The organism is Bacillus sp. AFS073361 (assembly GCF_002567005.1).
In the GTDB taxonomy this organism is placed as follows: domain Bacteria; phylum Bacillota; class Bacilli; order Bacillales; family Cytobacillaceae; genus Neobacillus.
In genome coordinates, this window is the sequence record NZ_NUZU01000037.1 from 164,766 (window position 1) to 190,510 (window position 25,745).

A 25,745-nucleotide genomic window follows, 5' to 3' on the forward strand; every position below is an offset into this window, starting at 1 on the left:
AAAGGAATGTTTCTCGACTTACACAACTCAGCTCATCGCTTAGCTATTGTACCATGGCGAAGTCGGTCAAACAAGTAATTTCTTAAAAAATAAATTTTTAACGGAAATACTTGAAACGGGAGATAAATTATCATATATTCAAATAATCAGATATACAAAAATAAGAAGATAAGAAGGGTTAATATGTTAATTGATAAAAGATTCCATAATTATTCCATAAGGAGTGTACCAAAGGATCTCCTGTCTGGATTGATTGTCGGGGTAATCGCGATTCCACTGGGGATGGCGTTTGCTATTGCTTCGGGTGTGAAACCAGAGTATGGAATCTATACGACTATTGTTGCAGGGATTCTTATCTCCTTATGTGGCGGATCGAAATATCAAATAGGCGGCCCTACCGGTGCGTTTATTCCAATTTTATTTGGTATTGTAATGACCTACGGTTATGAAAATCTCCTCATCGCTGGGTTTCTAGCAGGGTTTATTCTCATGTTAATGGGCATTTTTAAACTTGGATCTTTAATAAAGTATATTCCTAGACCTGTAACGATTGGATTCACCACAGGAATCGCCGTGACAATATTTACTGGTCAAGTTGCTAGTTTCCTAGGTTTGGAGGGTATAAAGAAACACGAGGAATTTATTAGAAATGTCCAAGAAATTCTTGTTCATTTAGGCACTATTAATATGTTTAGTCTATTAACGGCTGCAATTTGTTTATCCACGGTCATTCTAACACCAAAAATAGCGCCAAGAGTTCCTGGTCCGCTGATTGGCTTAGTGGTTTCTTCGGTCATTGCAACATTGTTCTACCCAACACAAATTGCGACGATTGGAACTGCCTATGGACAAATTCCAAGTACTTTACCTGAACTCCATATTCCGGATCTGAACATTGAGACGATTGTTAAGATGCTAAAGCCAGCCTTCATCATTGCGATGCTCGGTGGAATAGAATCATTGTTATCAGCCGTTGTAGCAGATGGAATGACGAATAGCAGACACAACAGCAATAAAGAGTTAATCGGACAAGGAATTGCCAATATGATTACCCCTCTATTTGGCGGGATTCCAGCAACAGGGGCAATTGCACGGACTGCAACAAATATAAAGAATGGAGCAATTTCACCGTTTTCTGGAATGATTCATGGGGTAGTTGTCTTGTTGGTCTTATTGTTTTTTGCACCTTATGCATCGTATATCCCGTTAGCGAGTATGGCGCCAATTTTGATGGTCGTGGCTTGGAATATGAGTGAAAGAAAAGTTTTCTCCTATATATTAAAAACAAAATCGACAGATTCACTGGTTTTATTGGTTACTTTTTTATTAACGGTTTTTGTAAATTTAACCACGGCAGTAGAGGTGGGCTTAGTAATGTCTGCCATCCTTTTTGCCAAACGAATGAGCGACGTCATGGTTACGGCGAAAGCATTACCGAACCGGAAACACAAGCATGAAAAAGTCGAATCAGGTATTGTCTCTGATACAAATGATTGTCCGCAAATTAGTATTTTTAATGTGGAAGGGCCATTATTTTTCGGGGCGGCGGAAACTTTTGAGAAAACAATCATGAGCACCATCAATTATCGGCCGAAGATTCTTTTGTTGCGTATGAGTAGGGTTCCATTAATGGATACAACCGGTGAAGCGACTTTATCTAGTATTGTTCGCCATTTTTCAAAAAGTGGTATAATTATGATATCGGGCTTAAATCCGCAGCCGGAAAGTGTTTTGATAAAGACAGGATTATATCAAATCATCGGTGAGGAACATTTCTTTGAACATACTGGAGAAGCCATTCAATATGCCCTTGAGCATATTAACAAAAATAAATGCCTCGGCTGTAAGCATTTTGCATTTAGGGAATGTAAAAAACTATCAGCAGCAGAGGCTGTAGAGGGAAGCAGAACAAAGCTTACTGCTACTTTCTAAAATTGCATGGGAGTGGACGAATTGAATCTTGAAATGCAGCAATTTAAAGCGGAGTTTTTCAAAGCACTAGCACATCCATTGAGAATCCGCATTTTAGAGCTTTTAGCTGAAGGGGATAAGAATGTCAATGAAATTCAAACCCTAGTAGGTAGTGAAGGGTCGGCAGTTTCACAGCAACTAACTGTCCTAAGAGCAAAAAATATTGTTTCTGGAACAAAGGAAGGGAACAAGGTCATCTACACACTTAAGGATCCGATGATTATCGAATTGTTAGCTGTTGCAAGACAAATCTTTAACAACCATCTTGTCGATACAATCACAATTCTAGATAAATTTAAAGATGATGAAGAAGAACCAGCGTTGCCGAAGAACTAAATTCTTCGGTTTTTTCTTTATTGTGAAACATACACTAAAAGGTAAGTAATCCAACTTTGGACTAGGAAGAGCCAGGGAAGTAATAGCGTGTCCGAAGTAGATCCAACTTTGGACAAGTGAGGGTTAAATAATGTGTGCGAGTGTCCGAAGCCGAGGGGACTTCGGACAAGGAAGGGCCAAATAAGTAAGCGAGTGTCCGAAGCCGAGCCAACTTCGGACAAGAGAGCGCCAAATAAGTAAGCGAGTGTCCGAAGAGCGATCCCCAAGACCTGAATTAAGAAAAAAGTCGAAAAAATTTATCGACATCATCACAAAATAACAATAGCTAACTAATCGTTCGTTTTTTATGAAAACACTTTCATTTTCTGAAAGATGGTTTTTGTAAGCGATGTCGAAATGACTCGAATTCTACTAGAAAACAGTTGAGAAATGTAGAAAACTGTAGGTGTATATTGGTTTGTCCTATGTTGACATATAGACTACTAGAATGCTAAAATTTAGTCAGCCGTTGCACGAGATTAGATTTATGTTACACAGCTTGTTCAAAGTTTTAAACGATGTTTGGATGAGGAAATGAAGGTAAAGCTATCACGTTGTAATTTGGTGAATTTACACATGGCTTACGTGTATAAGCCAATAGGAGGATTTTTTTTCATGAAAAACGGTAAAGTAAAATGGTTTAACTCAGAAAAAGGTTTTGGATTCATCGAAGCTGAAGACGGTAACGATGTATTCGTTCATTACTCTGCTATCCAAACAGAAGGTTTCAAAACTTTAGAAGAAGGCCAAGAAGTTTCTTTCGAAGTTGTTGAAGGAGCTCGTGGACCACAAGCTGCTAACGTAACTAAAAAATAATTTGTTATCTACTATAACAGCCCGGACTAGATCCGGGCTGTTTTTTGTATTTCCAAGTTTATAATTGCTGCCTAGTATAAAATACCCAATATTCCAGTAATCTGCTTGCATTTCCAACCTCATTTCCATTTGTATTTTGCTATAATAGTAGTATTGGAAAGATGCAGAATAATAAATTGGGGTGAGTAGATGAAATTTATCCATACAGCTGATTGGCATTTAGGCAAACTCGTTCATGGGGTCTATATGACAGAGAATCAGCGTGAAGTACTTGAGCAATTTGTGGCCATTGTTGCGGAAGAAAAGCCGGATGCTGTTGTTATCGCAGGAGATTTATATGATCGCTCGGTCCCGCCAACTGATGCTGTAGAATTACTCGATGAAATTCTCTTTAAAATTAATGTTGAATTAGAAACACCGGTTGTGGCGATTGCTGGGAACCATGATAGCGCAGAAAGACTTTCATTTGGAAGTTCCTGGTATAAACACAGCCAATTTTATTTATCAGGAAAATTAACAAACAGCTTTACTCCTGTTCGAGTTAACGGTGTGAATTTTTATTTAGTACCCTATGCTGAGCCTGGTGTAGTCCGTCAATTACTCGGGGATGATTCCATCCATTCCCATCAAGAGGCAATGAAAGCCCTGGTAGGAAAAATGGAAGAAAATCTTAATCCGAATGAGCCTAATGTTTTGGTTGGACATGCCTTTGTATTAGGAGGTCAAACATCTGATTCTGAACGAATCTTGTCTGTAGGAGGTTCTGGTTGTGTTGGGGCAGAATTGTTCGAACCCTTTTCCTATACAGCTCTTGGTCACTTGCACAGTCCTGATGCCATTAACCACAATAAAGTGAAATATTCAGGTTCCCTTTTAAAATATTCTTTCTCGGAAGCTAAACAGAAAAAGTCGGTTTCGATTATTGAAATGGATGATAAAGGTAACTTTACACACCGGTACCGCTCGCTGACACCAAAACATGATATGCGGGAAATAGAAGGGCATCTGGAAGAATTACTTGATCCATGTTTTTATGAAAAAGAAGCGATCCATGATTATTTAAAAATCACTCTCCTTGATGAAGGTGCCTTAATCGACCCGATTAATAAATTACGTCAAGTGTACCCCAACGTCCTCCATCTTGAACGAAAATTAGATTTAACTGACTTAAAGAAAAAACAATCATTCACCTCGATTCGAAGTGAAAAAAAATCAGAAATTGAGTTGTTTGAACAATTTTACACAGAAATGACAACCTCCGAATTTTCGCTTGATAAAAAAACGGCGATGATAGAAGTCATTGAAAAAGTGCTAAAGGAGGAGGGATTGAAATGAAGCCATTAAAACTGACGATGCAAGCTTTCGGCCCTTATGCTGGCTTTGAAGAAATTGACTTTACCTCACTAGGTAATCGGACAATGTTTGTTATTTCCGGAAAAACCGGCGCCGGAAAAACAACCATTTTTGATGCCATTAGTTATGCGATCTATGGAAAAGCAAGTGGGGAGGACCGCAATGGTCCTGAACTCCGCAGCCAGTTTGCCAAAGACGAGTTATTAACCGAGGTTTCACTAGATTTTTCTCTTCGTAACAAAGCATATTCGATTACGAGGTCACCTCAGCAATTGAAGAAGAAAGATAAAGGCGACGGCTATACACAAGTAGGTGCTAAAGCAGAGTTATATATATGGACAGAACATGGTGAAAAGAAACTGCTCGCTTCGAAAATTAATGATGTTGAAGAAAAAATTAAGGAAATAATGTTGATTGATGCCAATCAGTTCCGGCAGATTTTAATGATTCCGCAAGGTGAATTCCGTAAACTTCTCACCTCAGACAGTAAGGATAAAGAAGTTATTTTACAGCGGTTGTTCCATACCCAATTATATAAAATGGTGGAAGAGAAACTAAAGGTTGAAGCAACTGAACTAAAAAAGTCGGTTGAGGACCAAGTCCTAGCAAGAAATGAGCAGATTCGACGAATACAAGCTGTAACCAATCAAGAACTCCGTGAATATTTGGATGCAGACAGTGTGAACGATACAATCATCATGCCGCTTTTACTAACAGAAATTGCTGGTATGGCTGAAGTATTAGAAAAATTGAATCTCCAATTAAAAGAAAAAGCCCAGAAACAGGACAATCTGAAGGGGCAGTTGATTGAAGCAGAGGGAGTATTAAAGAAGCTTCAATTAAAAGAGGAGTTAAAGGGGCAAAAGGCAAGACTTGATTCTCAGGAAGAAGTGTATAACGGGAAAGAAAAGCAGGTGCAGCTTGCCCATAAGGCCGCCGTTTTAGCGCAGCAAGAAGAACTATGCCACCGCTTAAAGCGCGAAGTGGATCAACTTGATGGGAATCTGAAATCCATTCAGATGGAAATCGAGAAATTTGAAGGACTTTTAAAACAGCATGAACAACATTTACAAAACGAACTGGAACGAGAAGGAGAACGCCAGGCCGCCCTTGATGAGGTAAATCGATTAGACAATATGAGGGAGGATGTCTATTCGTTTGCAACATTACTTAAAGAAACACAAAACAAGGATGCTGAATTAAAAGCTGCGCAACAAAAGCTTAATCAAACAGAACAATTTCTCGAACAACTAGAAGTGAAACAAGTGAATCTACAACGTCAAAAGGAAGAAATTGAAAAAGGGAAACTTATCTATCTAGAAAATACAGGCAGAATCGATAAACTGAATTTAGAAATTGATCGCTTAGACAAATACGAAATGTTGCTTGCCCGCCATCAAAAAGCTGAGCAAAATTTACGGTCGATCACTGCGAGATATGAAAATACTACTGCTAGATATACAGATTCAAAAGCATTGGTGGAACAACTAGAGAGTAAATGGATGCACGGCCAGGCCGCAATATTAGCAGTAAAACTTCGAACAGGTGAAGCCTGTCCAGTTTGCGGCTCGGAGCACCATCCATCACCAGCGATACAAAATAGTGGTAGTATTCCGACAGAAGAGGGAATGAAGGCAGCCAAGGCTCAAAGTGCCAACTGGGAAAAAGCAAAGTCTGCAGATGAAGCAGCCTTTTACCAAAGTCAGTCAGCTGAGGCAGCGCAAAGGGAAGCTGTAGCAGAAATAATGAACGAAATTCGTTCCATCCGAGCAAATTTTACTGCTGATCTATTAGAGGATGCAAAAATGGAGGCATTGACGGCGATGAACCAGCTGGTTCAGAAGCAAGGAAAGCTTGGGGAACAGATAAAAAATCTTGATAAAGTGAAGAGGGAATTAGAAACCATAGAAGTTGAAAAAGTAGATATGCAAAACAAACTACAGCAGGTTTCAGCTTTAATCAATGAGTTAACCGTTCAATTCACTGAAAAGAAGACTACCCTTTCTCGGATGATGAAAGTCGTTCCAGAGAATCTACGCTCGGAAGTGGAATACGAAAAAGCACTTACGGTTTCTAAAAACCTGCAGCAAATGTTAGTAAAACAGTTGGAAGAGGCACAGCAGGGCCTGCAGCAAGTGAGAGAAAAACTTTCAAATGAAACAGCAAGATTATTAGATGCTAAAAAGCATCATGAGAGTAAAAAACAGGAGCTGGATTCCGAACGAGAAATCTTTATTAACAAACTCTCAGAGCAGGGCTTTGAAAAATACGGTACTTATGCTGAAGCAAAACGCACGGAAGTAGAAATTCGTAGTCTTGAAACTGAAATCCGCAGTTATCGAGAAGAATTACGTTCAGTTTCTGACCGGTTGAAAGAATTAACCGATGAGTTAATGAATGTAAAAACACCAGATGTCGATGGATTGAAGCACGAAATTGCCAACATCACAAGTGAAATCGAGGCTCTTACTCAGCAGCAAACCAATCTATTTGTTAAAAAGAGGGATAACGAAGAAATACACAACCGTGTGGAAAAATTGAATGAACAAATGAAAGTTCTTGAAGAACGTTATAAGTTAATTGGTCATCTTTTTGAGATTGCTAAAGGCCAGAATAACTTCCGGATTACCTTCGAAAGGTATGTACTGGCTTCATTCTTGGATGATATTTTACGTGAAGCAAATGGCCGCTTACGAAAAATGACTTCCGGGCGTTTTCAATTGCTGAGGAAAACCGACCGTTCCAAAGGGAATGCTCAAAGCGGATTGGAATTGCTTGTGTTTGACCAGTACACGGGTCAGGAACGACATGTCAAAACATTATCGGGCGGGGAAAGTTTTAAAGCTTCCTTATCACTTGCACTCGGTCTGGCAGACGTAGTGCAAAATTATGCCGGCGGGGTTTCTTTAGAAACGATGTTCATTGATGAAGGTTTTGGTACGCTAGATCCTGAATCCCTGGATCAGGCTATCGAAGCATTAATGGATATTCAAAGCAGCGGCCGTTTAGTTGGTATTATCTCGCATGTTCCGGAACTCAAAGAACGAATTGACGTCAGACTCGAAGTTAGGGCCGATCAGACAGGAAGTAGAACGGAGTTTGTGTTTACAAATTAATGTTAATCTAAACTAAAAGCAGTGGATTCAATTAAATCTCACTGCTTTTAGTGTTGGTTAGGATTTATTTAATTCATTAGTACATAACTTATAAAGGCTTAAAATTAGGAAACGGATGCTGAGCTTCAGCAAGCGTGGAAAGACTCGTTAATTCGGATAGTTCACCAATTTTATTCCAAACTGCCATGACTTTAGAAGATTGGTGTGCTTTTTCAATGGCCTCTGTTGACCGCCATTCTGCGATTTCAATGATCGTCCCATCCTCTGCTTGTAGGGTTAATAATTCTCGACTAGTAATCAAATCTTCCTCGCGGAGTGTTGGGATATGTACTTTAAGGAGTTCTTTTAATTCCTCCTCTTTTCCTGGGTTGGGACGATAGAGCGCCATGAACACTAATGAAGACATATTATATTCTCACCTCCTTTAATAACGTCATCATACTTATGATAATTCTTTAGAAATGGCGCGACCAGCTTGCTTCCCTGAAAACAAACAGCCACCGAGAAACGTTCCTTCCAACGAGCGATAACCATGAATGCCGCCTCCGCCAAAACCTGAAACTTCGCCCGCTGCGTATAGACCGGGCACAGGTTTTCCAGTTATATCAAGTACTCTGCCGGATAAATCGGTCTGGAGACCGCCTAGTGTTTTTCGGCTGACAATGTTTAAACGTACTGCAATTAATGGACCCATTTTGGGATCGAGAATTCGATGAGGGGGTGCCACTCTGATCAGTTTGTCCCCAAGATAATTTCTGGCTCCACGCATGGCCGTAATTTGAAGATCTTTGGTAAATTTATTTTCAATCTCCCGGTCTCTAGCAAGAATCTGTCGCTCAATCTCCTCGAGAGACAACAAGTTATCACCGGAAAGTTTATTCATCCCGGCTACAAGTTCAGACAGGGTATTCGCAATCACAAAGTCTTCTCCCTTATCCATAAATGCCTTTACGGGTTCAGTAGGTCCTGGGAGGACCCGAGCTAACACTTTTTTGATACTTTTCTCAGTCAAATCAGGATTTTGCTCAGACCCAGATAGGGCAAACTCTTTTTCTATAATTTTCTGGGTTAAGATGAACCAGGAGTAGTCGTAGCCTGATTTCATAATGGCTTCGAGTGTTCCCAAGGTATCAAAACCGGGAAAGTTCGGCGCAGGGAAACGCTTCCCCTTGGCATCAAGCCAAAGCGAGGATGGACCCGGCAGGATCCGAATGCCATGGTTCGGCCAGACTGGGGCCCAGTTTTGAATTCCTTCGGTATAATGCCACATTCGGTCACGATTGACAATTCGTCCGCCGGCATTTTCCGTAATGCCAAGCATTCTTCCATCCACATGTTCCGGAACGCCTGAGATCATTTTTTGTGGAGCCTTACCGAGCCTTTCGGGCCAATTTTTTCGAATGAGTTCATGGTTACCGCCAATCCCTCCGCTTGTAACCGCAACAAATGAAGAATGAAATTCAAAATCCCCAATTACCTCACGGGAACTAGCCTCCCCGCGAGCAGCATTACTTGGAACCAAAATGTCACCCCTAACACCGGTGATGACACCATTTTCTTTCATTAACTCATTCACACGATGGCGTGGGCGATAATCGACAATTCCGTTCCTCATTGCTTGTCTGACTCGATTCTCAAATGGCTTAACGAGACCCGGACCTGTTCCCCAGACAATGTGGAAGCGTGGGACTGAGTTGCCATGGCCTTCAGCCGTGTATCCACCTCGCTCTGCCCAACCGACAACCGGGAAAAAACGAACCCCCATTCCTGTCAGCCATTCTCTTTTTTCGCTGGCTGCAAAGTCAACATAAGCTTCAGCCCACTTTTTCCCCCAATAATCCTCATCCACTTCTCTGTCAAAACCTGCAGCCCCTAACCAGTCCTGCCAAGCAAGTTCCTTGGAGTCCTTGATCCCCATTCTTCTTTGTTCGGGAGAATCGATAAGAAATAAACCTCCAAATGACCACCAAGCCTGGCCGCCAAGAGAGGCTTCGGGTTCTTGATCCAAAAGCAGTACTCTTTTTCCTGCATCTGCAAGTTCAGCCGTTGCCGCCAAACCTGCTAGGCCTGCACCCACCACAATCACATCAAATTTCAAATAAATCCCCCCGGATATTTTCAACTAGGGCAAACCCTCCGAATTTGTTAATTTCTCATAAAGAAAGTTTGACAAAGTGCTATCATTTTCCTTCATTTAAACTATTTTTTGAAATATTTAATGTGAAAAAATTTCTATTTTTAATTAAATATGGAAATGACTAGGATGTTAGGAATAAAGCTGAATTTTGAAGAGGGGATTTCATGGTATTTACATTTTATTTTGTCTTAAGTTGGATGATGATGGGCTTATTTATCTTTAATCGTCAGGAGAACCGAGGGTCGAGAAAGGAGCTATTATTTCTTGTCCTGCTAACCTGTCTCATTAACACTCATACCTATTTAGGTTTATTTGAAACATTTAAATGGATGAAAACCACAACTACTCCGAAATTATATTTGGCATTTCTTCTATTTCGGAGTGTCTTCAGCCCATTATTTGTTTCCTATCTCATTATGTATATAAATAATAGTACTTTAATAAAACAGTTTTTACTCCTTTTACTATACTGTCTAATAATCCTTGGGATTGATAAAGTAAATTTAAGCAGTGAGTTATATACCTTTAAAAAGTGGAATCATATTTTTACCGTTATTTATTATCTGCTTTATTTGTTTTTTGCCATGTATGCATTTAATTGGTTTAAAGGACTGCAAGAGCAGGAGGTGAAATGCAAGGATGATGTTGGTAGAACATAAATTTGGTCAGAATGATTATTTTGTTATTTGTGCGGTTTTAGTATCCTGGGGCATTTTTTTCTTTTTGCCAAAAGTGTTTTCAAATCAATTAACCATTCTCATCTTCCTTTATAGCTTAACTGCTGCAGGTCTTTTCGATAATTCATTTGGATCTGAGCCGTTTGACTTTTATGATATCATGGATGGTCCTGCATACACAGTTATGGATATAGTAGTTTATTTCCTCTATCCACCATTTTCCTATCTTTTTCTATACATTTATAAAAAATTTCAAATAAAGGATCGCTACTTAGTGTTTTTTATTTTAAGTTTTACTGCGGTCGCTATTGGGGTAGAGTGGGTTTACCATAGCATGGGTGTTTTTCATTATAAAAATGGAAACAGTATTATTTACTCTGTTTGTACTTATTTATTCATTCAATCGCTATTAATTGTCTTTTATCGTTTTCTACGACCAAATGAACAGGTGAAATAAAAAAACCAGATGAATCTGGTTTTTCGTAGTTTAAAGTGTTTTTCTCAAGGATGGACTAGATGAATGTGGAGATTTCTTGAAAAGCGAAGACAAAGATGTCGTAAAATCTACCCTTGAACAATAGAGCCATAATCGATACATTAGAAGGGAAGAACGATAAAGTAGGTGGCATCCTTGGAAAAAAGATATTTTACAATTGGTATGGCAGGGCACATCGACCACGGGAAAACGTCTTTAACCAAAGCGTTAACCAATGTAGATACAGATAGATTAAAAGAAGAAAAGGAACGTCAAATTTCCATTGAGCTTGGCTTTGCACCATTATATGAAGATAATGAAATCCAAATTTCAGTGATTGATGTGCCAGGACACGAACGGTTTATCCGGCAAATGATCGCTGGAGTTGCAGGGATTGATTTGGTCGTGCTCGTTGTTGCAGCAGACGAAGGTGTGATGCCGCAAACGAGAGAGCACTTAGACATCTTGAAATTCTTAGGGGTGAAAAATGGTTTGGTGGCCATATCAAAAATTGATCGAGTGGATGAAGAATTTATCGAACTTGTTAAAGATGATATTTTAGAGGAACTTTCTGGAACTGTATTTGAGGATGCACCGTTTGTTTTGGTAGACAGTCTTTCCAAAAAAGGCATCGATGAGATGAAAGCATTAATTATCCAAAAATTAAAAGAACAAGAAATGCGTGATGCGAAAGGGGCATTCCGTCTCCCGATTGATCAGGTATTTACAATAAAGGGCCAAGGTACTGTAGTTCGAGGAACGGTGTATGAAGGAACAGTAGTCGAAGGACAAATCCTGAAAATTATGCCCAAAGGGCTTGGGGTTAGAGCACGTCAGATTCAAGTCCACCATTCACCGGCTGAAAGGGCGTTCGCAGGACAACGCACGGCTATTAACCTATCAGGTGTCTCTAAGGAAGATGTTGAGAGGGGAGATGTGCTTGTCTCCTCTGAACATTTCCTTGTCACGAAGACACTGGATGTAGCGATTCGTGTCGTTGAAGACCTTGAGCACATGGTCAAACAGCGAATGCCGATTAAGCTTCATATCGGAACCGCGGAGGTAATGGGCCGGATAGTCTTTTTTGATCGCAATGAAATCAAGGAGGAAAATGGCGAAATCCTTTGTCAACTGAGACTTGAGGAGGAAATTTTAACAAAACGCGGGGATCGCTTTATTTTACGTCGTCCGAGTCCGCAAGAAACGATAGGCGGGGGCTGGGTGATTGATCCACGTGGTGACAAATATCGTTTTGGTAACCAGACGATTGAAGAACTGGAAAAGAAAAAGGTTGGTTCACCGAAAGAGCGGATTACTGCTGCTTTAATGGAAGCAAAGTGCCTGCCCCTGGATGAGTTAATCAAACGGACCTCTTTAGACGAATTCACAGTAACTGAAAAATTAAATGAGAAAGAATTTGTCTTTTTTGACGGGAAAGAATATACGCTCCAATTGTTGATTAATTCAATTGAGGAAGATATTTTTGATAGATTACAGGATTATCATCTTCTTTATTCGATGAAAATAGGGATCAATAAAGCTGTGCTGTTGCAAACCCTTCAAAAAAGAGTTCCAAAACATTTGCTGGATTTTGTTATCGAGAATGGAATTACCAATCATATCTTTAATAGAAGAGGGCAGTTTGTTTCGATAGCCAATTTTGTGCCTCATGTGCCCAAAAATTGGGCAAAGCGGACTGAAAATCTGATTGCCGAATTAAAAAAGGATGGGTTAAAAGTTCGTTCTCTAAAAGAGTATTTTACTGATGCCGGAATCCCTGGCACTCTGGAGGCAGATTTAAGACGCTTTTTAGAAGAGGAAGGAGTACTAGTCCTGCTGGATGCCCAGTTTGCATATCATGGAGATGTATTTCAACAAGCAGTGGCTAAATTGCGCAGTCAAACAGAAGCAGAATTTGATGTCGGAGCGGCGAAAGATGTTCTAGAACTTTCACGGAAATATATGATTCCATTTTTAGAAAAACTAGATTCAATGGGTCTAACCAAGCGTTTGGAAAATAAGCGAATTTGGAACAAGTAACAAAAAAGCCTCTATTCCGAGATGGAATGGAGGCTTTCGTCGGTTAAGATAAAAACTCTGCAGGGTTAAGTCCAAGCTCACGGCAGATATCGCTAACCATTTGCTTTTCATTGTTGTCAAAATTTCCATCAGCATAGCCAATGGCGATGCAATACCGGGCGACAAGACGAGCAATTTCGGGTTTGGTTCTAATTTTTCCAAGAGCACGGAAGGCTTCCGCACGACCCATCATCCGGTCATTTTCTATTCTAGAAACAAACAAGTTAAATTTTTGGATGACCTTCGTCGTATCAAAAACACGTAATTCTTCACTTTGATGGACGAACTCAATCATTTTTTGACGTTCAGAAGCATCCAAGTACCCATCTGCCATGGCCACTAAAGCACAGGCAGCAACCACTGCTTCAAGGACATCCTGACTTTTGTAGCGATTAAAAAGTTCCTGTGCCTTTCTCTTCGAATTGTTTGCCCATTCAGCGTAATCAGTTTGCGATGGGGACCAGGAATTTCCACAGCTATTACATGAAAATTTTAATTGATTTTTCCCGATGAATCCACCAAGGAGACCGACAGGACCAAGGATGAGTCCGCCAATGGCTGCTTTACCCAGACCGAATCCTTTCTTTCCTGTCCTCACATTTGACGAGTGGCAGCGCGGACAAATGATCTCATCTCCACCATATGTTTGGTGAGAATTGACTGTCGCAGGATACGACTGTGCCGGAAATCCGTAGGCAGGCTGTTGATAGGATGATTCAGGCTGAAGATGGGTGCGCTGCTGATTTGGATTTGTATAATTTTGCTGGTATGGACTATTCTGCTGGAACAGATTAGGGCTTGATTGGCTTTGTTGGTACGAATTAGGATTTTGTTGGTAACTTGGCGGTGTTGGGACACTCGAAGGTGGATCATCAACAGCAATTCCAAAGTTCCGGCAAAGTGCTGCAAGGCCACCTTGGAAACCACTGGCTATCGCATTAAACTTCCATTCGCCATTATGCCGGTACAATTCAGCAGCGACAATGGCTGTTTCTACCGTGAAGTCTCTGCCCAAGTTAAATCTTAATAATTCCTCATGCGTTTGCTCATTAAAGATGCGCACATAAGAATCTGATATTTGTCCAAAATTTTGCCCTTTTATTTGAGCATCATGGATAGTAATGGTGAAGGCAACCCGATGAATGTGGGAAGGTACCCTAGCTAAATCAATCCTGATTTGCTCATCATCGTGTGCTCCTGCACCAGTACGATTGTCACCGCTGTAGATGATGGATCCGTTTGCACCGTTTGGATTATTATAGAACACAAAATCCTGATCACTGTTCACTTTTCCAGATTCACCTAATAAAAAGGCAGATGCATCTAAATCAAAGTTTGAACCCTGTTGATTAATATTCCATCCTAGCCCGACCACGACATTTTGCAGGCCAGGGTGAGATTTGGTTAAATCCACTTTTTGTCCCTTGCTAAGTGTAACACCCAATTTATTTCACTCCTCAACGATTTTGTTCCTATGTACATTATAATGTATTTTTAAAAAAGGGAAAAATTTCTAGATATTCCAACTTCCTATCCTAGTTATATGTACGAAATAATGATGAAAAAGTTTCAAAATAAATGAAAGAAACAAATTTGCCCGTTTTCTTTAAAAAAGAACGCTGATCCATTGGACCAGCGTAGTTAAATTATTCAATAAGATTGGAATTATCTTTATTTTTTATAAAAGGCCACCAGTTGGCTTCTCCAAATGTTTTTACCATTACAGGGACAAACAATGGAAGTACGACCAGGGAGTACAAGGCCAATCCGATTAATAGTATCGTTGCAATTTCCAACAAGGATAAAACACCCGATGGCATCATTGCGGCAAATGTACCGCCTAAGATAACCGCTGCTGAAATAATAACGGTCCCCATCTTTTTCATAGACAGTAGAATGGCTTTTTCAACGGGCATGTTTCGATATTCGTTGAAGCGATCCATTAAGAAAATACTGTAATCGATTCCTAAGGCTACTAATATAACAAAGGCAAAGAATGGCACCGCCCAACTTATTCCAGAGTAACCCAATAAATTAACAAAGATTTTTTCTGAAATGGCCATCGAAGTATAGTAGGTTAGGACGAGTGAGCCAATCAGATAAAGTGGCATAATGAGTGAACGAAGCAAAATCACTAAGATAATACTAATCCCAACAAGCATGAGAACAACGGTTCTTGAATAATCAGCTTTTGAAATAGAATCAAGGTCATTATGCATACTGGATACACCGCCAATTGCCACTTTAGCATTTTCGAGTTTGGTATCCTTAATCACGCGTTTGACTGCTTGCTTTATTTCTGGAACGCGGTCAATCGCTTCATTAGAATATGGATTTTTACTGAAGATCACATCAATTGTCATTACTTTTCGATCTTTTGACAAGTAAGCGTCGAGTGCTTGCTCAAAGTCTTTACTATCTAGCACGTCCTGAGGAATATAAAATCCATTTTGTTTCTGATTGGATACTTCAGATAAGTAATCTTGAGCAGAATTCAATCCGTCCGACACTTTATTTAAACCATCCGCACTTTGGGTTAAGCCATCTGAAAGCTGTGTGATCTGATTTCCCATATCTTGAAATCCTGTTAGTAGCTGTTTTTGCCCATTATTGATTCCGGAAAGTCCACCGGTAAATTGGGGAAGTCCTGCAATGACTTTGCCTTGTCCTGCAGCCATTTTGTCAAGTCCAGTTTCAAGATCGGAAATCCCTTTTAACAGGCCTTCCATTCCGGTAATTAGGGCTTTCTGTCCAACAGTAATTTCTGTGAATTTACTGTTGGCAAATTCTATACCTTCTTGTGCACCTTTAAGCCCAGTATTTAATTGCAGTAACCCGCCAGCTAATTCTTTTGTTGCGGTTTGCGAGCCCTGAACAGTCATTTTAATAGCTTGATAGTTTTGATTTTGACCGATATCACTGTATTGTTGTTCCAGATTTGAAAAATATTGATTTGTAGCCGTTAGAGTTTTGTTCAAGGAACCTAATCCTGTTGCTACTTTCTCATATTGCCCATGGAGGGCAGTTAATCCTGTACTTGCCTTTTTATAGCCAGCGAGTAATTGTTTGCTTCCGGCTAGAACCTCTTTTGATTTTTCTTTAACCTGGGTTAAACCATCTTTTATCTGTGCAGAGCCGGCGGAACCAGATCTAATTCCTTTCTCAATAACGGTCAGCCCGCTTTGGATGTCGCCCATCCCTGTTTTTAGTTTATTCGTTCCATTTATTAACTCGCTGATTCCGTCGGTGGCTTCCTTCATTTTCGGCTGATTGGCTGCCATCTGGCTGCCAGCTTCCTCCAGGCCATCGCTGATTTTTTTAATTCCATCGTTACCTTGCTCGAGGCCTTCCCCGAGACTCGCCACCTGTTTGGATAGATATAAATCATCAATTGTTTCCCCGGTTGGTCGGGTTGCGGAACGGACGGAATTCACATCGCTGACACGTGCGAGCTCTTGACTTATTTTTTCAGTGATAGCCATATATTCGGAAGTGTTCATTTGGTCATCGTTTTTAATGACGATTTGGGTAGGCATAGACTCGCCTGGTCCAAATGATTCAGAAATAATATTAAAACCCTTTATTGATGGAAAATCATCACTGATTTCCTCAAGTGAATTAAACGATAATTGATCCTTATACGTGAATAAGAAGGGGATAGAGATGACCCCGACGATAATAAAGGCAATCAATGGACGTGCGAGTGCAAACCTGCCCACAAATCCCCAAAATTTACTTTCATTGTGCTCCAGTTTGCCCTTGGATGGCCAAAATAACTTTTTGCCAAGCACAGCCATGAAGAAGGGGACAATTGTAACAAGGGCGATTAATAGGATTGCTACACCTACGGCAACCGCCGCTGCTGATTGATAGAGCTTAAAGGTCGAAAAGCCAATCGAAGCAAACCCAATCATAACGGCAACCCCGCTAAATAGAACTGTTTTTCCTGCGGTACGGTAGGTTTCCACAATCGATTCTGTTACACTATCATTCTTTGCCATTTCTTCTTTAAAACGGCTAAGCAGTAAAATACAATAGTCTGTTCCAATACCAAAAAGGACAGCAACTAAGAAAATCTGTGTAAAGGTTGAGAGTGGAAAGTTAACTTTATCCACTAATAAAGAAACAATCGATTGAGCCGTAAGATAACTGAACCCCACCGTAACCAATGGAATAATTGGTGCTATTGCCGATCGAAACACCAGTAGAAGCACAATTAGAATAAATCCTACAGTAATTCCTTCTGTTTTTTTCAATCCTTCTTGCGAGTTGGTGACAAGGTCATCGCTGATTACCCAGTTACCTGTGTAGTAATGCTCCAGTTTTACATCATCAATTTCTTTATATAGGTCATCTGCAATTTCTTTGGCTTCACGGCCATTTACATCCACCTTTACGGAAACAAGAATGGTTTTTCCATCCTCAGATACCAGTTGGTCTTTTAATTCGGCTTGCTTAAAGTGGGTTAAAATTTCGGAAATCCCTAGGTTTTCCTTGTTTTTTTCAAGCTGATTTACGGCTTTTTCCGCACTTTCGAAATCGGCCTTGGTTAACTTTTTATTACTATGAAAAACCAACGCCGTTTGTAGATTACTGCCACTGTTTTCACTTGATTGAACATCTTTGAGGATTTTTTCGGCAATAGTTGAGGAGTATCCTTCTGGAACAGTAATTTGCCCTTTCTCCCGAACTAACGTTTCCATATTTGGTGCCACCATAAATAGGGCGGTGATAACGAGGATCCACGCGAGTAATATAAACCATTTTCCTTTTATTATCGCTCTCACTATTTATTCCCCCAGTTCTTCGTTTTTCTTGTTGACTAAAATTTTTGCCAATTTTTCATACGTATTTATAAAGGTAGTAATTTCCGATTCTTCAAATTGGGTAATGATGGATTCAACAAGGAATTGAACTTTTTCTTGGCAATCCTCGTAGAGGGTGTAACCTTTCTTTGTTAGGGTTAAGTAAACCACTCTCCGGTCGCTTTCATCACGTGTTCTTTGGATTAGACCGCGATCGACCATTCGATTAATGATGGCGGTAATGGCGCTTTTATTTACTTCAAAAGCATCTGCTAGCTCCGTAGAAGTGCTTTCCTTTGCTTGATGAATATATCTTAGTATGTAATGTTGGTCGTTTGTGAGTTCGTCGCCAATTTGCCCCTTAATTAAATATTCTGCTTTTTTGTGGACTTGAAAGGATACGGACACATACCTGTCGATTAGTTCTTGAATGACATTTTTATCCATGATTGTTTTCACCTCTTTATACGGCTGTGATAAGGTTAATGTTGATTTTGGCACTCTGTTGATTGGAGTGGAAGGTGCGAAGACTCCTGNNTCCTGCGGGAGTACGGGGCAGGGGAGACCCCGCAGGCGCTAAAAGCGCCGAGGAGGCTCCCCGCAACGCCCGCGGAAAGCGAAGCACCTGGAACGGAAATCAACAGACAAGTTTAACACAGCCATTTGTTAAAATAGTTCAACTATTTAACTATTCAATTGTTAAACTATATAATAACCCACTAATTTCTGTCAATCGAAAATAAACCTTTTTCAAATCAATGATTCCCCGCAAATCTTTAGACCTTTTAAGGAAAAGTTAAGGAATAAACATAATACTGAGTGTAAGTTAGAAATTTTGGCATCCTGGGTGGAATTCAGGAACACAAAAAGGAGTAAGTTAAGATGAAAAAATGGATAGTAATTGCAGGTAGCGTCCTAGTTATTGGATTTGTCGGATATCAATGGAAACCATTATCGCTGAGTTCACAAACTGTGTCCGCACAAGTGAGAACGGCAGTGGTTCAAAAAGGTACATTAAACGTCAACATCAGTGGTTCGGGAACCGTTCAAGCGGTAACCAGCGAAGATATTAAATCAAAGTTTGATAATAGTGAAATAGACGAAGTGCTTGTAGAGGTTGGCGAGAAAGTAAACAAAGGTGATGAATTAATTACCTTTTCGGATGGAAGTGACCCTATAACATCATCAGCTACTGGAGTTATTACGAGCCTTGCAGTATCCGCAGGTGAGCGTGTTACGAATGGACAAGTTGTTGCACATGTAACCAATTACAACGAATTACAAACCGTGGTCCAAATCGATGAACAGGATATTTCCAAAATAAAAAAGAAACAGTCAGTTGACTTAACAGTTAATGCGTTTCCTGATCAAACATTTACTGGTAAAGTTTCAGCCATTTCTGAAGAGGGGACATCCTCAAGTGGAGTTTCCACTTTCGCTGTTACCATTCATATTGACAAACCAGATCAACTTAAAGTTGGGATGAGTACAGAAGCACGAATTTTAACAGTAAGTAAGAAAGATGCCCTTTATGTTCCGCTTGATGCTGTATATACATCAAACAAGGATAAATATGTCATTATCAATTCAAAGAGCACTGATCATAATAACTCTGAAACTAAGAAAAAAACCATTCAAACCGGTTTAGCAAATGAAGATTATGTGGAAATAACAAAAGGGTTGTCAGAAGGTGAAACGATTAAGTTACCTCAATTAGCAAAAGCTAGCTCGTCTAAAACTTCAACGACAAATACACAAGGTAGTGTTTTTGGTGGTTTAGGCAATGCGGGAGGGATGAACCGTAGCTTTGGAGGGAGGGGTGGAAATTAAGTGGACGGTAATTTCCTCGTTATTAGTGAATGATGAACAATAATCAGCTAGTATGTGGGGAGTGTTTTTTTTCTATAATTATTTTTATACGATGCTTAGGAGAGAAAGAGAATGCGCTTATTAGTTGTAGAAGATAATCTACCTTTATTAGAATCCATCGTACAGCTTTTATCCGATGAGTTTGAAGTTGATCAAGCTTCGAATGGTGAGGATGCATTGTTTTTGGCAATGCAGAATATTCATGATGTGATTGTATTGGATGTAATGATCCCCGAGATTGATGGGTTTGAAGTGTTACGGACTATTAGGAAGGAAGGCTTAAATATACCAGTCCTTTTCCTAACTGCAAGAGATTCGCTTGAAGATCGTGTTCAGGGACTTGACAGCGGCGGGGATGACTATTTGGTTAAGCCTTTCCAAGCTGCTGAATTAAAGGCGAGAATCCGTGCCTTGTTAAGAAGAAGCGGCAGCTTAACAACCAATCAAACGATTCAGTATCGCGGGATTGAATTGTTAGGAAAGGAAAGGGACATTGTTGTCGATGGGAAACAGATCAAACTAACAGCAAAGCAATACGAACTGTTAGAATATTTAATTCAAAACAAGGGAGCCATTCTCACAAAAGAACAAATCTATGACCGGGTGTGGGGGTTTGATTCAGATACAACCATCGCAATTGTGGAGGTATTTATGCATCATCTCCGTAAAAAATTAGAACCATCAGGCTATCATAGTGATATTAAAACGATTCGCGGCGTTGGCTATATGTTGAATGAAGAATAGGAGTTCACATGTTTCGGCAAACACTTATTAAATTAACCTTTCTAAATTCATTAGTATTTATCGTTCTTATAAGTATACTAGGGACCGTCATTTATTTTTATACAAGTAATAAATTATATAAAGATGTCAACCAATCCCTGCTCGAATCGATAGAACATTTACAACAGCAGCCGGATGGACCAGGTGGAATTCGAGAAGGTAATGGGGGGATTGGAGGGCAATTTCCAAAATTTATTAGGCGGGACCCACGGATATTATCCCTGATCTGGGATGAAGACAACCAGTTGTTGTTGGGACAAAATCGGGATGCGGACATTTTTGAAGGTAATGAGAAGTTAATCAAGCCTACAGAATTTAATACTTTAACAGATGTGGATGTTGAGGATTTTTCATTTAGGTATATTGCCTTTAAGGTGGAACATCCCCAATTAGGAAGAATAACCGTTCAATTCATTCGCAATGTGAATTCTGAACAAGAATTATTGAATAGACTTTTGTTAATAATGTTAATTGGGATGGGGGTTGGAATTATTTGTGCCGTTGCGTCAGGTTATTTTTTAGCGGGAAAGGCATTAGTCCCAATTAAAAAAGCTTGGCAGAAGCAGACAGAATTTGTATCTGATGCCTCGCACGAGCTAAGAACCCCATTAGCGGTTATCCAGGCAAAAACGGAAGTCCTATTTCGGGCTCCAAAAGCAACTATTCAGGATCGGATTCTTGATATATCAACGATTTCCAATGAATCAAGAAGGCTTTCTAAATTAGTGACCAACTTATTAACTCTTGCTAGATCGGACTCTGATCAAATTGAGGTCAAAAAGGAACAATTCCAACTCGATGATTTGTTAAAAGAAATTCTTCAACAATATGAAGAAATTGCATTGTATCAAGAAAAGTCGCTTTATTTACAAGAAACGGAACCTGTGCGATTTTTTGCTGATAAAGCAAGAATTCATCAATTAATCGTCATATTATTAGACAATGCCATGAAATATACAAATGAAGGCGGGGAAATACTGCTTTCATGTTCACAGAATCATTCCTCCATTTTTCTTAAAATAAAGGATACCGGGATTGGTATTCCAGAAAAAGATATTCCGAAAATCTTTGACCGTTTCTATCAAAGTGACAAGGCGAGGACGGCTGCTGAAGGAACAGGACTCGGTTTATCGATTGCAAAATGGATTATTGAGAAACATCATGGTAAGACAAAGGTGCAAAGCACGCCGGGTAAAGGAACGACAATTGAAATCATTTTCCCAAAAACCCAAAAAAATTAATTTTTTGGGTTTTTTTATTAAAAAGATCAAGGTAGATCTATTTCTTAAGAAAAACTTAAGGAACCCCCTTCATAGTGTGTTTGATATTATTCAGGCAAAGATTTTTACATGGAAAACTGAAGGGAGAAGTCTTAACATGAAGAGTACGAGAAAGGCACATCTGTGGATAGCTTAATTGCTTCCATTTTCATCTTTATCGAGTCCTTAACAGGATTGTTAATGAATGAACCTTGGTTAATCGGTCAAACACAGTTTGAAGGTGGAAAGGGGAATTTCCAACCAGGTCAATTTAACCAAGGCGAGCGTCCCCAAGGAATGAATGGCGGTTTTGAACAAGGAAATCAACAAAATTCAGGACCTCAGGGCGGCGGCCCATTTCAAGGACAAGCTAATGGTCAGAATGGAAACGGTCAGTTCCAAGGGCAACGCGAATTTAGGGGAAATGGAAACCTGCCGGAGGGAATTCGTGGACAAAGGCCAGGTCAAGGGTCGATTATGTCAATCATCCGGGGCCTTCATGAAGGTAGAATTGGCAATACAAATGTGAAATGGTTAATAGATTTAACCGCCGTTGCCCTAATGATTCTAACAGGGACAGGAATCTATCTTTCTATGAAAGTTATCGCTGCAGAAAATAAGCGAAAGAAGCGGCAGGCAGAAAGCTTATTTGAATAGTTTAATAATGTAAAAGCACACGATAGAAATTCGTGTGCTTTTTGTCCAGTCTATTCTACAATAATTGTCCCTTTAAACATTTGCATTCCACAGCTAAAGGTGTATGTGCCTGAATGATCAGGAGTAAAGGTTAGTTTTGTAGTACCCGTTTTTAAGTTGACATTGTTAATATTAAATTCAGGAATCATAAAGGTGGAGATACAATTCGTACTATCAAGCGGGTTGTTTATTTCTAGTTCAACCGGAACACCTTTTTTGACACGAATGACATTTGGGGTATACCCCTGGGTGGTGACCTCCATCTTAACAAGCGGCTTGCTTTCCCTTGTTACATCCACTTCCGTTTTGGGAACTTCTTGACTTTCAGCGGCTTGGGCAGTTTCTGTTTGGTTTGATTTACTTTGACCCGGAATTTCTACCAAATCACTGCTATACATAAACAGAAATAACGATACCAGCACAATTCCTCCAGCGATAATCGCAAATGGCGAAAGTTCCTGTGGATCAAGGGATAATTTATTATTGGATTCTACGAAAATATACATAATCACGAATCCAATAATCAGGATATAGAATCCTAACAAGATTCCTAATAGAATTGTTGGATTAATAAATTGAATAAATGCACCAAGGATGGCGCCGATAATTCCGCCTATTAGACCAGAAATAGAGCCCATTAAGATAGCTAAAATCCCGATTGGGTGGCCTGCTAAGAAGCCTATGACAAATCCGATAATCATACTGACTCCGACTACTAGAAAAATCTCACCTGAAATGATGCCAATGATACTGCCGGTCAGTAAACCGGTAATCACTGCAATAACCATACTAATCATTGTTCCAGAGGTAGTAGCTAGTTTATTTTTATGGCGGTAGACAGAATAGATGGAATATCCGGTTCCAGTGGCAACTATAATTGCCGTAATGATCGCAAATATATTCATTTTTGGTCTCCTCTTACGTGTGATTGATTAACAACATAAGAGTATTATAAATGCAAATAAACCGTTTAAATTTGTATATTCAGTGATTAATATGAACGTTTTATGAATATTGTTGAGGGAAGATAAGTCATGTGTAGTTTTTGGGAGATGTATTTATTCCTTTTTTTTCTTTATCAAGGGTATTTTTATAAATCCGTTTCATTGCCTCATTTTGCATCCTGATATATTCTAGCAAAAATTCTTTCTCTTCTTCCTCTTGTCGGAGATCATCTTTTTCTTTATCCATGGAAACCACCACCCCAATTTTTATAATTACTAGCATTTTAACCGATTTATACACATGTTTAAAGTCAATGAGAAGGTAATTTGTTGACATCAGAAAAATATTCCATAAAAAAATTGACTTTTTTCATTTTGAAATATATAATTTTCAAAAATACTATTGAAACTATGACGGGGATTAGTAAAGTGAAATGGTCTTACCAAGAGAGGAAACCATTGGTGTGAGGTTTCTTAAGACGGTCATTTGAACCTGCCACCCGAGTTCTGTATCGAATTTAAAGATACATGCGGATCATGTCCGTTATCAAGGAAAGTGTATAGAGCAATTTTGCTTTATGAATTTAGGGTGGTACCGCCAGGCCTTGGTCCCTTTTTAGGATCAAGGTCTTTTTGTGCAGAAAAGCGGATACGCCCATATCTTTATTTTAAAAAAATAATGAGGTGTCAAACATGGCAAAAGAATTTGTAAAAGATGTTACGGCAATGGACGATGATTTCGCCCAGTGGTATACAGATGTCGTCACTAAGGCTGATTTAATTGATTATTCAAGTGTGCGTGGTTCAATGATTATCCGCCCGTATGGCTATGCTTTATGGGATAATATAAAAAATGAGCTGGATCGACGAATAAAGGAAACAGGGCATGAGAATGTTTATATGCCATTGTTCATTCCTGAAAGCTTGCTTCAAAAAGAAAAAGATCATGTCGAAGGTTTTGCACCTGAAGTGGCATGGGTTACACATGGCGGGTCTGAACCATTAGCAGAACGATTGGTTGTGCGACCAACATCTGAAGTCCTTTTCTGTGAGCATTATAGCAACATTATTCATTCTTACCGGGATCTGCCTAAGCTCTATAACCAATGGGCAAACGTTGTACGTTGGGAAAAAACCACTCGTCCGTTCCTACGGACATTAGAGTTTTTATGGCAGGAAGGTCATACTGCCCATGCGACAGACGAAGATGCAATGGAAGAAACCATTAAAATGCTAAATGTATATGCCGCTGTTTGTGAAGAAATCCTTGCAATTCCGGTTGTAAAAGGACAAAAAACAGAAAAAGAAAAGTTTGCCGGTGCAAAAGCGACTTTTACCATTGAAAGCTTAATGCACGATGGAAAAGCATTACAGTCAGGTACTTCTCACCACTTTGGTACAGGATTTGCAGAGGCTTTTAACATTCAGTACACGGACAAAGAAGGAAAGCTTCAGTACGTGCATCAAACGTCATGGGGCTTTACAACAAGAATTATCGGTGCTCTAATCATGGTTCACGGCGACGACCGTGGTCTCGTAATTCCACCAAAAGCAGCGCCAACTCAAGTGATGATTGTGCCGATTGCGCAGCATAAAGAAGGCGTCCTTGATTTTGCTTATGATTTGAAAACGTCCCTTGGTAAAGTTGCTCGTGTTGATATTGATGCCAGCGATAAAAAACCAGGTTGGAAGTTCAATGAATATGAGATGAAGGGTATTCCAGTCCGCCTAGAAGTTGGACCTAAAGATATCGAAAACAAGCAAGTGGTTTTAGTAAGACGCGATACTTTAGAAAAAGTGTTCGTGCCACTAGATCAATTAGAAGCAAAGCTTGTTGAGTTATTAGATGAAATCCAAACAAATCTTTATAATAAGGCTCTAAATCACCGTGAAGAAAGAACCTCAGTTGCTTTAACACTAGGTGAATTAAAAGAGTCACTTGAAGCTAAACCTGGTTTCATTAAGGCGATGTGGTGCGGCGAATTAGCCTGCGAGGAAAAAATCAAAGAAGATACTGGAGCAACATCAAGATGTATTCCATTTGAGCAAGAACAAGTATCGGAAAAATGTGTCTGCTGTGGAAAAGATGCTGACAAGATGGTTTATTGGGCAAAAGCATACTAAAAACAGCAATTTTGGGCTCTTCCTTGTATGGGAAGAGTCTTTTTTAGTGCCGTATTGAGGCGATATTTGGGTAATGAGTGAATTTTTAGAATCGATGAGCGAATTTTTCAATTCGATGAGCGAATATGATGGTCTTATGAGCGAATTTCACAGTTAAATGAGCGAATTTTTTTCTGCTGTTAATCAGCGGATTTTCCTATCAGCGAATTTAATGATTCTATCAGCGAATCTTCCTAATTAATCAGCGATTTTTCTCATCCAATCAG

The 25,745-nt window shown here is 39.6% G+C and carries 20 protein-coding genes and 1 other annotated feature; of the genes, 13 read left to right on the plus strand and 7 right to left on the minus strand.

The window, feature by feature from the left end:
• Positions 1-183: 183 nt before the first annotated feature.
• The 5 genes from COJ96_RS18370 to COJ96_RS18390 all read left to right on the plus strand — a co-directional run bounded on the left by COJ96_RS18370 (position 184) and on the right by COJ96_RS18390 (position 7,631).
• Positions 184-1,932: a SulP family inorganic anion transporter gene (locus COJ96_RS18370; protein WP_098575251.1), complete on the plus strand. Its 1,749-nt coding sequence runs from the start codon at positions 184-186 to the stop codon at positions 1,930-1,932.
• Between the two features lie 21 nt (positions 1,933-1,953).
• Positions 1,954-2,307 carry an ArsR/SmtB family transcription factor gene (locus tag COJ96_RS18375; protein ID WP_098575252.1) on the plus strand — a complete coding sequence of 118 codons (354 nt, stop codon included), beginning with the start codon at positions 1,954-1,956 and terminating at the stop codon, positions 2,305-2,307.
• A 654-nt stretch (positions 2,308-2,961) separates the two neighbouring features.
• Complete coding sequence (locus COJ96_RS18380; protein WP_007083969.1) at positions 2,962-3,162, plus strand: cold-shock protein; 201 nt, start codon at positions 2,962-2,964, stop codon at positions 3,160-3,162.
• Positions 3,163-3,351: 189 nt separating this feature from the next.
• A complete protein-coding gene (locus COJ96_RS18385) occupies positions 3,352-4,497 on the plus strand; it encodes an exonuclease SbcCD subunit D (protein ID WP_098575253.1) in 1,146 nt (381 codons plus the stop codon).
• On the plus strand, positions 4,494-7,631 hold the full coding sequence (locus COJ96_RS18390) for an AAA family ATPase (RefSeq protein ID WP_098575254.1): 3,138 nt from the start codon (positions 4,494-4,496) through the stop codon (positions 7,629-7,631). Before COJ96_RS18385 ends, COJ96_RS18390 begins: the two co-directional genes overlap by 4 nt.
• Before the next feature lie 88 nt (positions 7,632-7,719).
• On the opposite strand, the gene COJ96_RS18395 is transcribed toward COJ96_RS18390, so the two are convergent.
• Positions 7,720-8,037, minus strand: coding sequence for an antibiotic biosynthesis monooxygenase (locus COJ96_RS18395; protein ID WP_098575255.1), 318 nt, complete (start codon positions 8,035-8,037; stop codon positions 7,720-7,722).
• A gap of 36 nt (positions 8,038-8,073) precedes the next feature.
• Positions 8,074-9,729, minus strand: a complete 1,656-nt coding sequence (locus COJ96_RS18400) for an FAD-binding dehydrogenase (protein ID WP_098575256.1) — start codon at positions 9,727-9,729, stop codon at positions 8,074-8,076.
• A 203-nt stretch (positions 9,730-9,932) separates the two neighbouring features.
• Here COJ96_RS18400 and COJ96_RS18405 point away from each other — a divergent pair, with 203 nt between their 5' ends.
• From COJ96_RS18405 to selB, 3 genes are all read left to right on the plus strand, one after another.
• A complete protein-coding gene (locus COJ96_RS18405; RefSeq protein ID WP_098575257.1) occupies positions 9,933-10,427 on the plus strand; it encodes a hypothetical protein in 495 nt (164 codons plus the stop codon).
• On the plus strand, positions 10,408-10,902 hold the full coding sequence (locus tag COJ96_RS18410) for a hypothetical protein (RefSeq protein WP_098575258.1): 495 nt from the start codon (positions 10,408-10,410) through the stop codon (positions 10,900-10,902). Before COJ96_RS18405 ends, COJ96_RS18410 begins: the two co-directional genes overlap by 20 nt.
• 174 nt (positions 10,903-11,076) lie before the next feature.
• On the plus strand, positions 11,077-12,960 hold the full coding sequence (gene selB / locus COJ96_RS18415; RefSeq protein ID WP_098575259.1) for a selenocysteine-specific translation elongation factor: 1,884 nt from the start codon (positions 11,077-11,079) through the stop codon (positions 12,958-12,960).
• Positions 12,961-13,003: 43 nt separating this feature from the next.
• Here the strand turns inward: selB and COJ96_RS29495 are convergent, their stop codons facing one another.
• The 3 genes from COJ96_RS29495 to COJ96_RS18430 all read right to left on the minus strand — a co-directional run bounded on the left by COJ96_RS29495 (position 13,004) and on the right by COJ96_RS18430 (position 18,251).
• Positions 13,004-14,443 carry a TerD family protein gene (locus tag COJ96_RS29495; RefSeq protein WP_098575260.1) on the minus strand — a complete coding sequence of 480 codons (1,440 nt, stop codon included), beginning with the start codon at positions 14,441-14,443 and terminating at the stop codon, positions 13,004-13,006.
• A gap of 202 nt (positions 14,444-14,645) precedes the next feature.
• Complete coding sequence (locus COJ96_RS18425) at positions 14,646-17,786, minus strand: MMPL family transporter (RefSeq protein ID WP_098575261.1); 3,141 nt, start codon at positions 17,784-17,786, stop codon at positions 14,646-14,648.
• A 3-nt stretch (positions 17,787-17,789) separates the two neighbouring features.
• A complete protein-coding gene (locus tag COJ96_RS18430; protein ID WP_098575504.1) occupies positions 17,790-18,251 on the minus strand; it encodes a MarR family winged helix-turn-helix transcriptional regulator in 462 nt (153 codons plus the stop codon).
• A 435-nt stretch (positions 18,252-18,686) separates the two neighbouring features.
• On the opposite strand from COJ96_RS18430, the gene COJ96_RS18440 reads away from it, so the two are divergent.
• The 4 genes from COJ96_RS18440 (at position 18,687) to COJ96_RS18460 (ending at position 22,372) form a co-directional block, all read left to right on the plus strand.
• Positions 18,687-19,634, plus strand: coding sequence for an efflux RND transporter periplasmic adaptor subunit (locus COJ96_RS18440; RefSeq protein ID WP_098575263.1), 948 nt, complete (start codon positions 18,687-18,689; stop codon positions 19,632-19,634).
• A gap of 111 nt (positions 19,635-19,745) precedes the next feature.
• A complete protein-coding gene (locus tag COJ96_RS18445; RefSeq protein WP_098575264.1) occupies positions 19,746-20,417 on the plus strand; it encodes a response regulator transcription factor in 672 nt (223 codons plus the stop codon).
• An 8-nt stretch (positions 20,418-20,425) separates the two neighbouring features.
• The gene (locus tag COJ96_RS18450) at positions 20,426-21,697 is read left to right on the plus strand and encodes a sensor histidine kinase (protein ID WP_098575265.1); all 1,272 of its coding nucleotides are present in this window, start codon (positions 20,426-20,428) and stop codon (positions 21,695-21,697) included.
• Between the two features lie 162 nt (positions 21,698-21,859).
• Positions 21,860-22,372, plus strand: a complete 513-nt coding sequence (locus tag COJ96_RS18460; protein ID WP_098575267.1) for a PepSY domain-containing protein — start codon at positions 21,860-21,862, stop codon at positions 22,370-22,372.
• 50 nt (positions 22,373-22,422) lie between these two features.
• Here the strand turns inward: COJ96_RS18460 and COJ96_RS18465 are convergent, their stop codons facing one another.
• Positions 22,423-23,316 carry a cupredoxin domain-containing protein gene (locus tag COJ96_RS18465; RefSeq protein ID WP_098575268.1) on the minus strand — a complete coding sequence of 298 codons (894 nt, stop codon included), beginning with the start codon at positions 23,314-23,316 and terminating at the stop codon, positions 22,423-22,425.
• Positions 23,317-23,443: 127 nt separating this feature from the next.
• On the minus strand, positions 23,444-23,602 hold the full coding sequence (locus tag COJ96_RS28780) for a hypothetical protein (RefSeq protein WP_180230174.1): 159 nt from the start codon (positions 23,600-23,602) through the stop codon (positions 23,444-23,446).
• Between the two features lie 155 nt (positions 23,603-23,757).
• Positions 23,758-23,972, plus strand: a binding site (T-box leader).
• Positions 23,973-24,039: 67 nt separating this feature from the next.
• On the opposite strand from COJ96_RS28780, the gene proS reads away from it, so the two are divergent.
• Positions 24,040-25,479, plus strand: a complete 1,440-nt coding sequence (proS, locus tag COJ96_RS18475) for a proline--tRNA ligase (RefSeq protein ID WP_373561717.1) — start codon at positions 24,040-24,042, stop codon at positions 25,477-25,479.
• Positions 25,480-25,745: the final 266 nt, after the last annotated feature.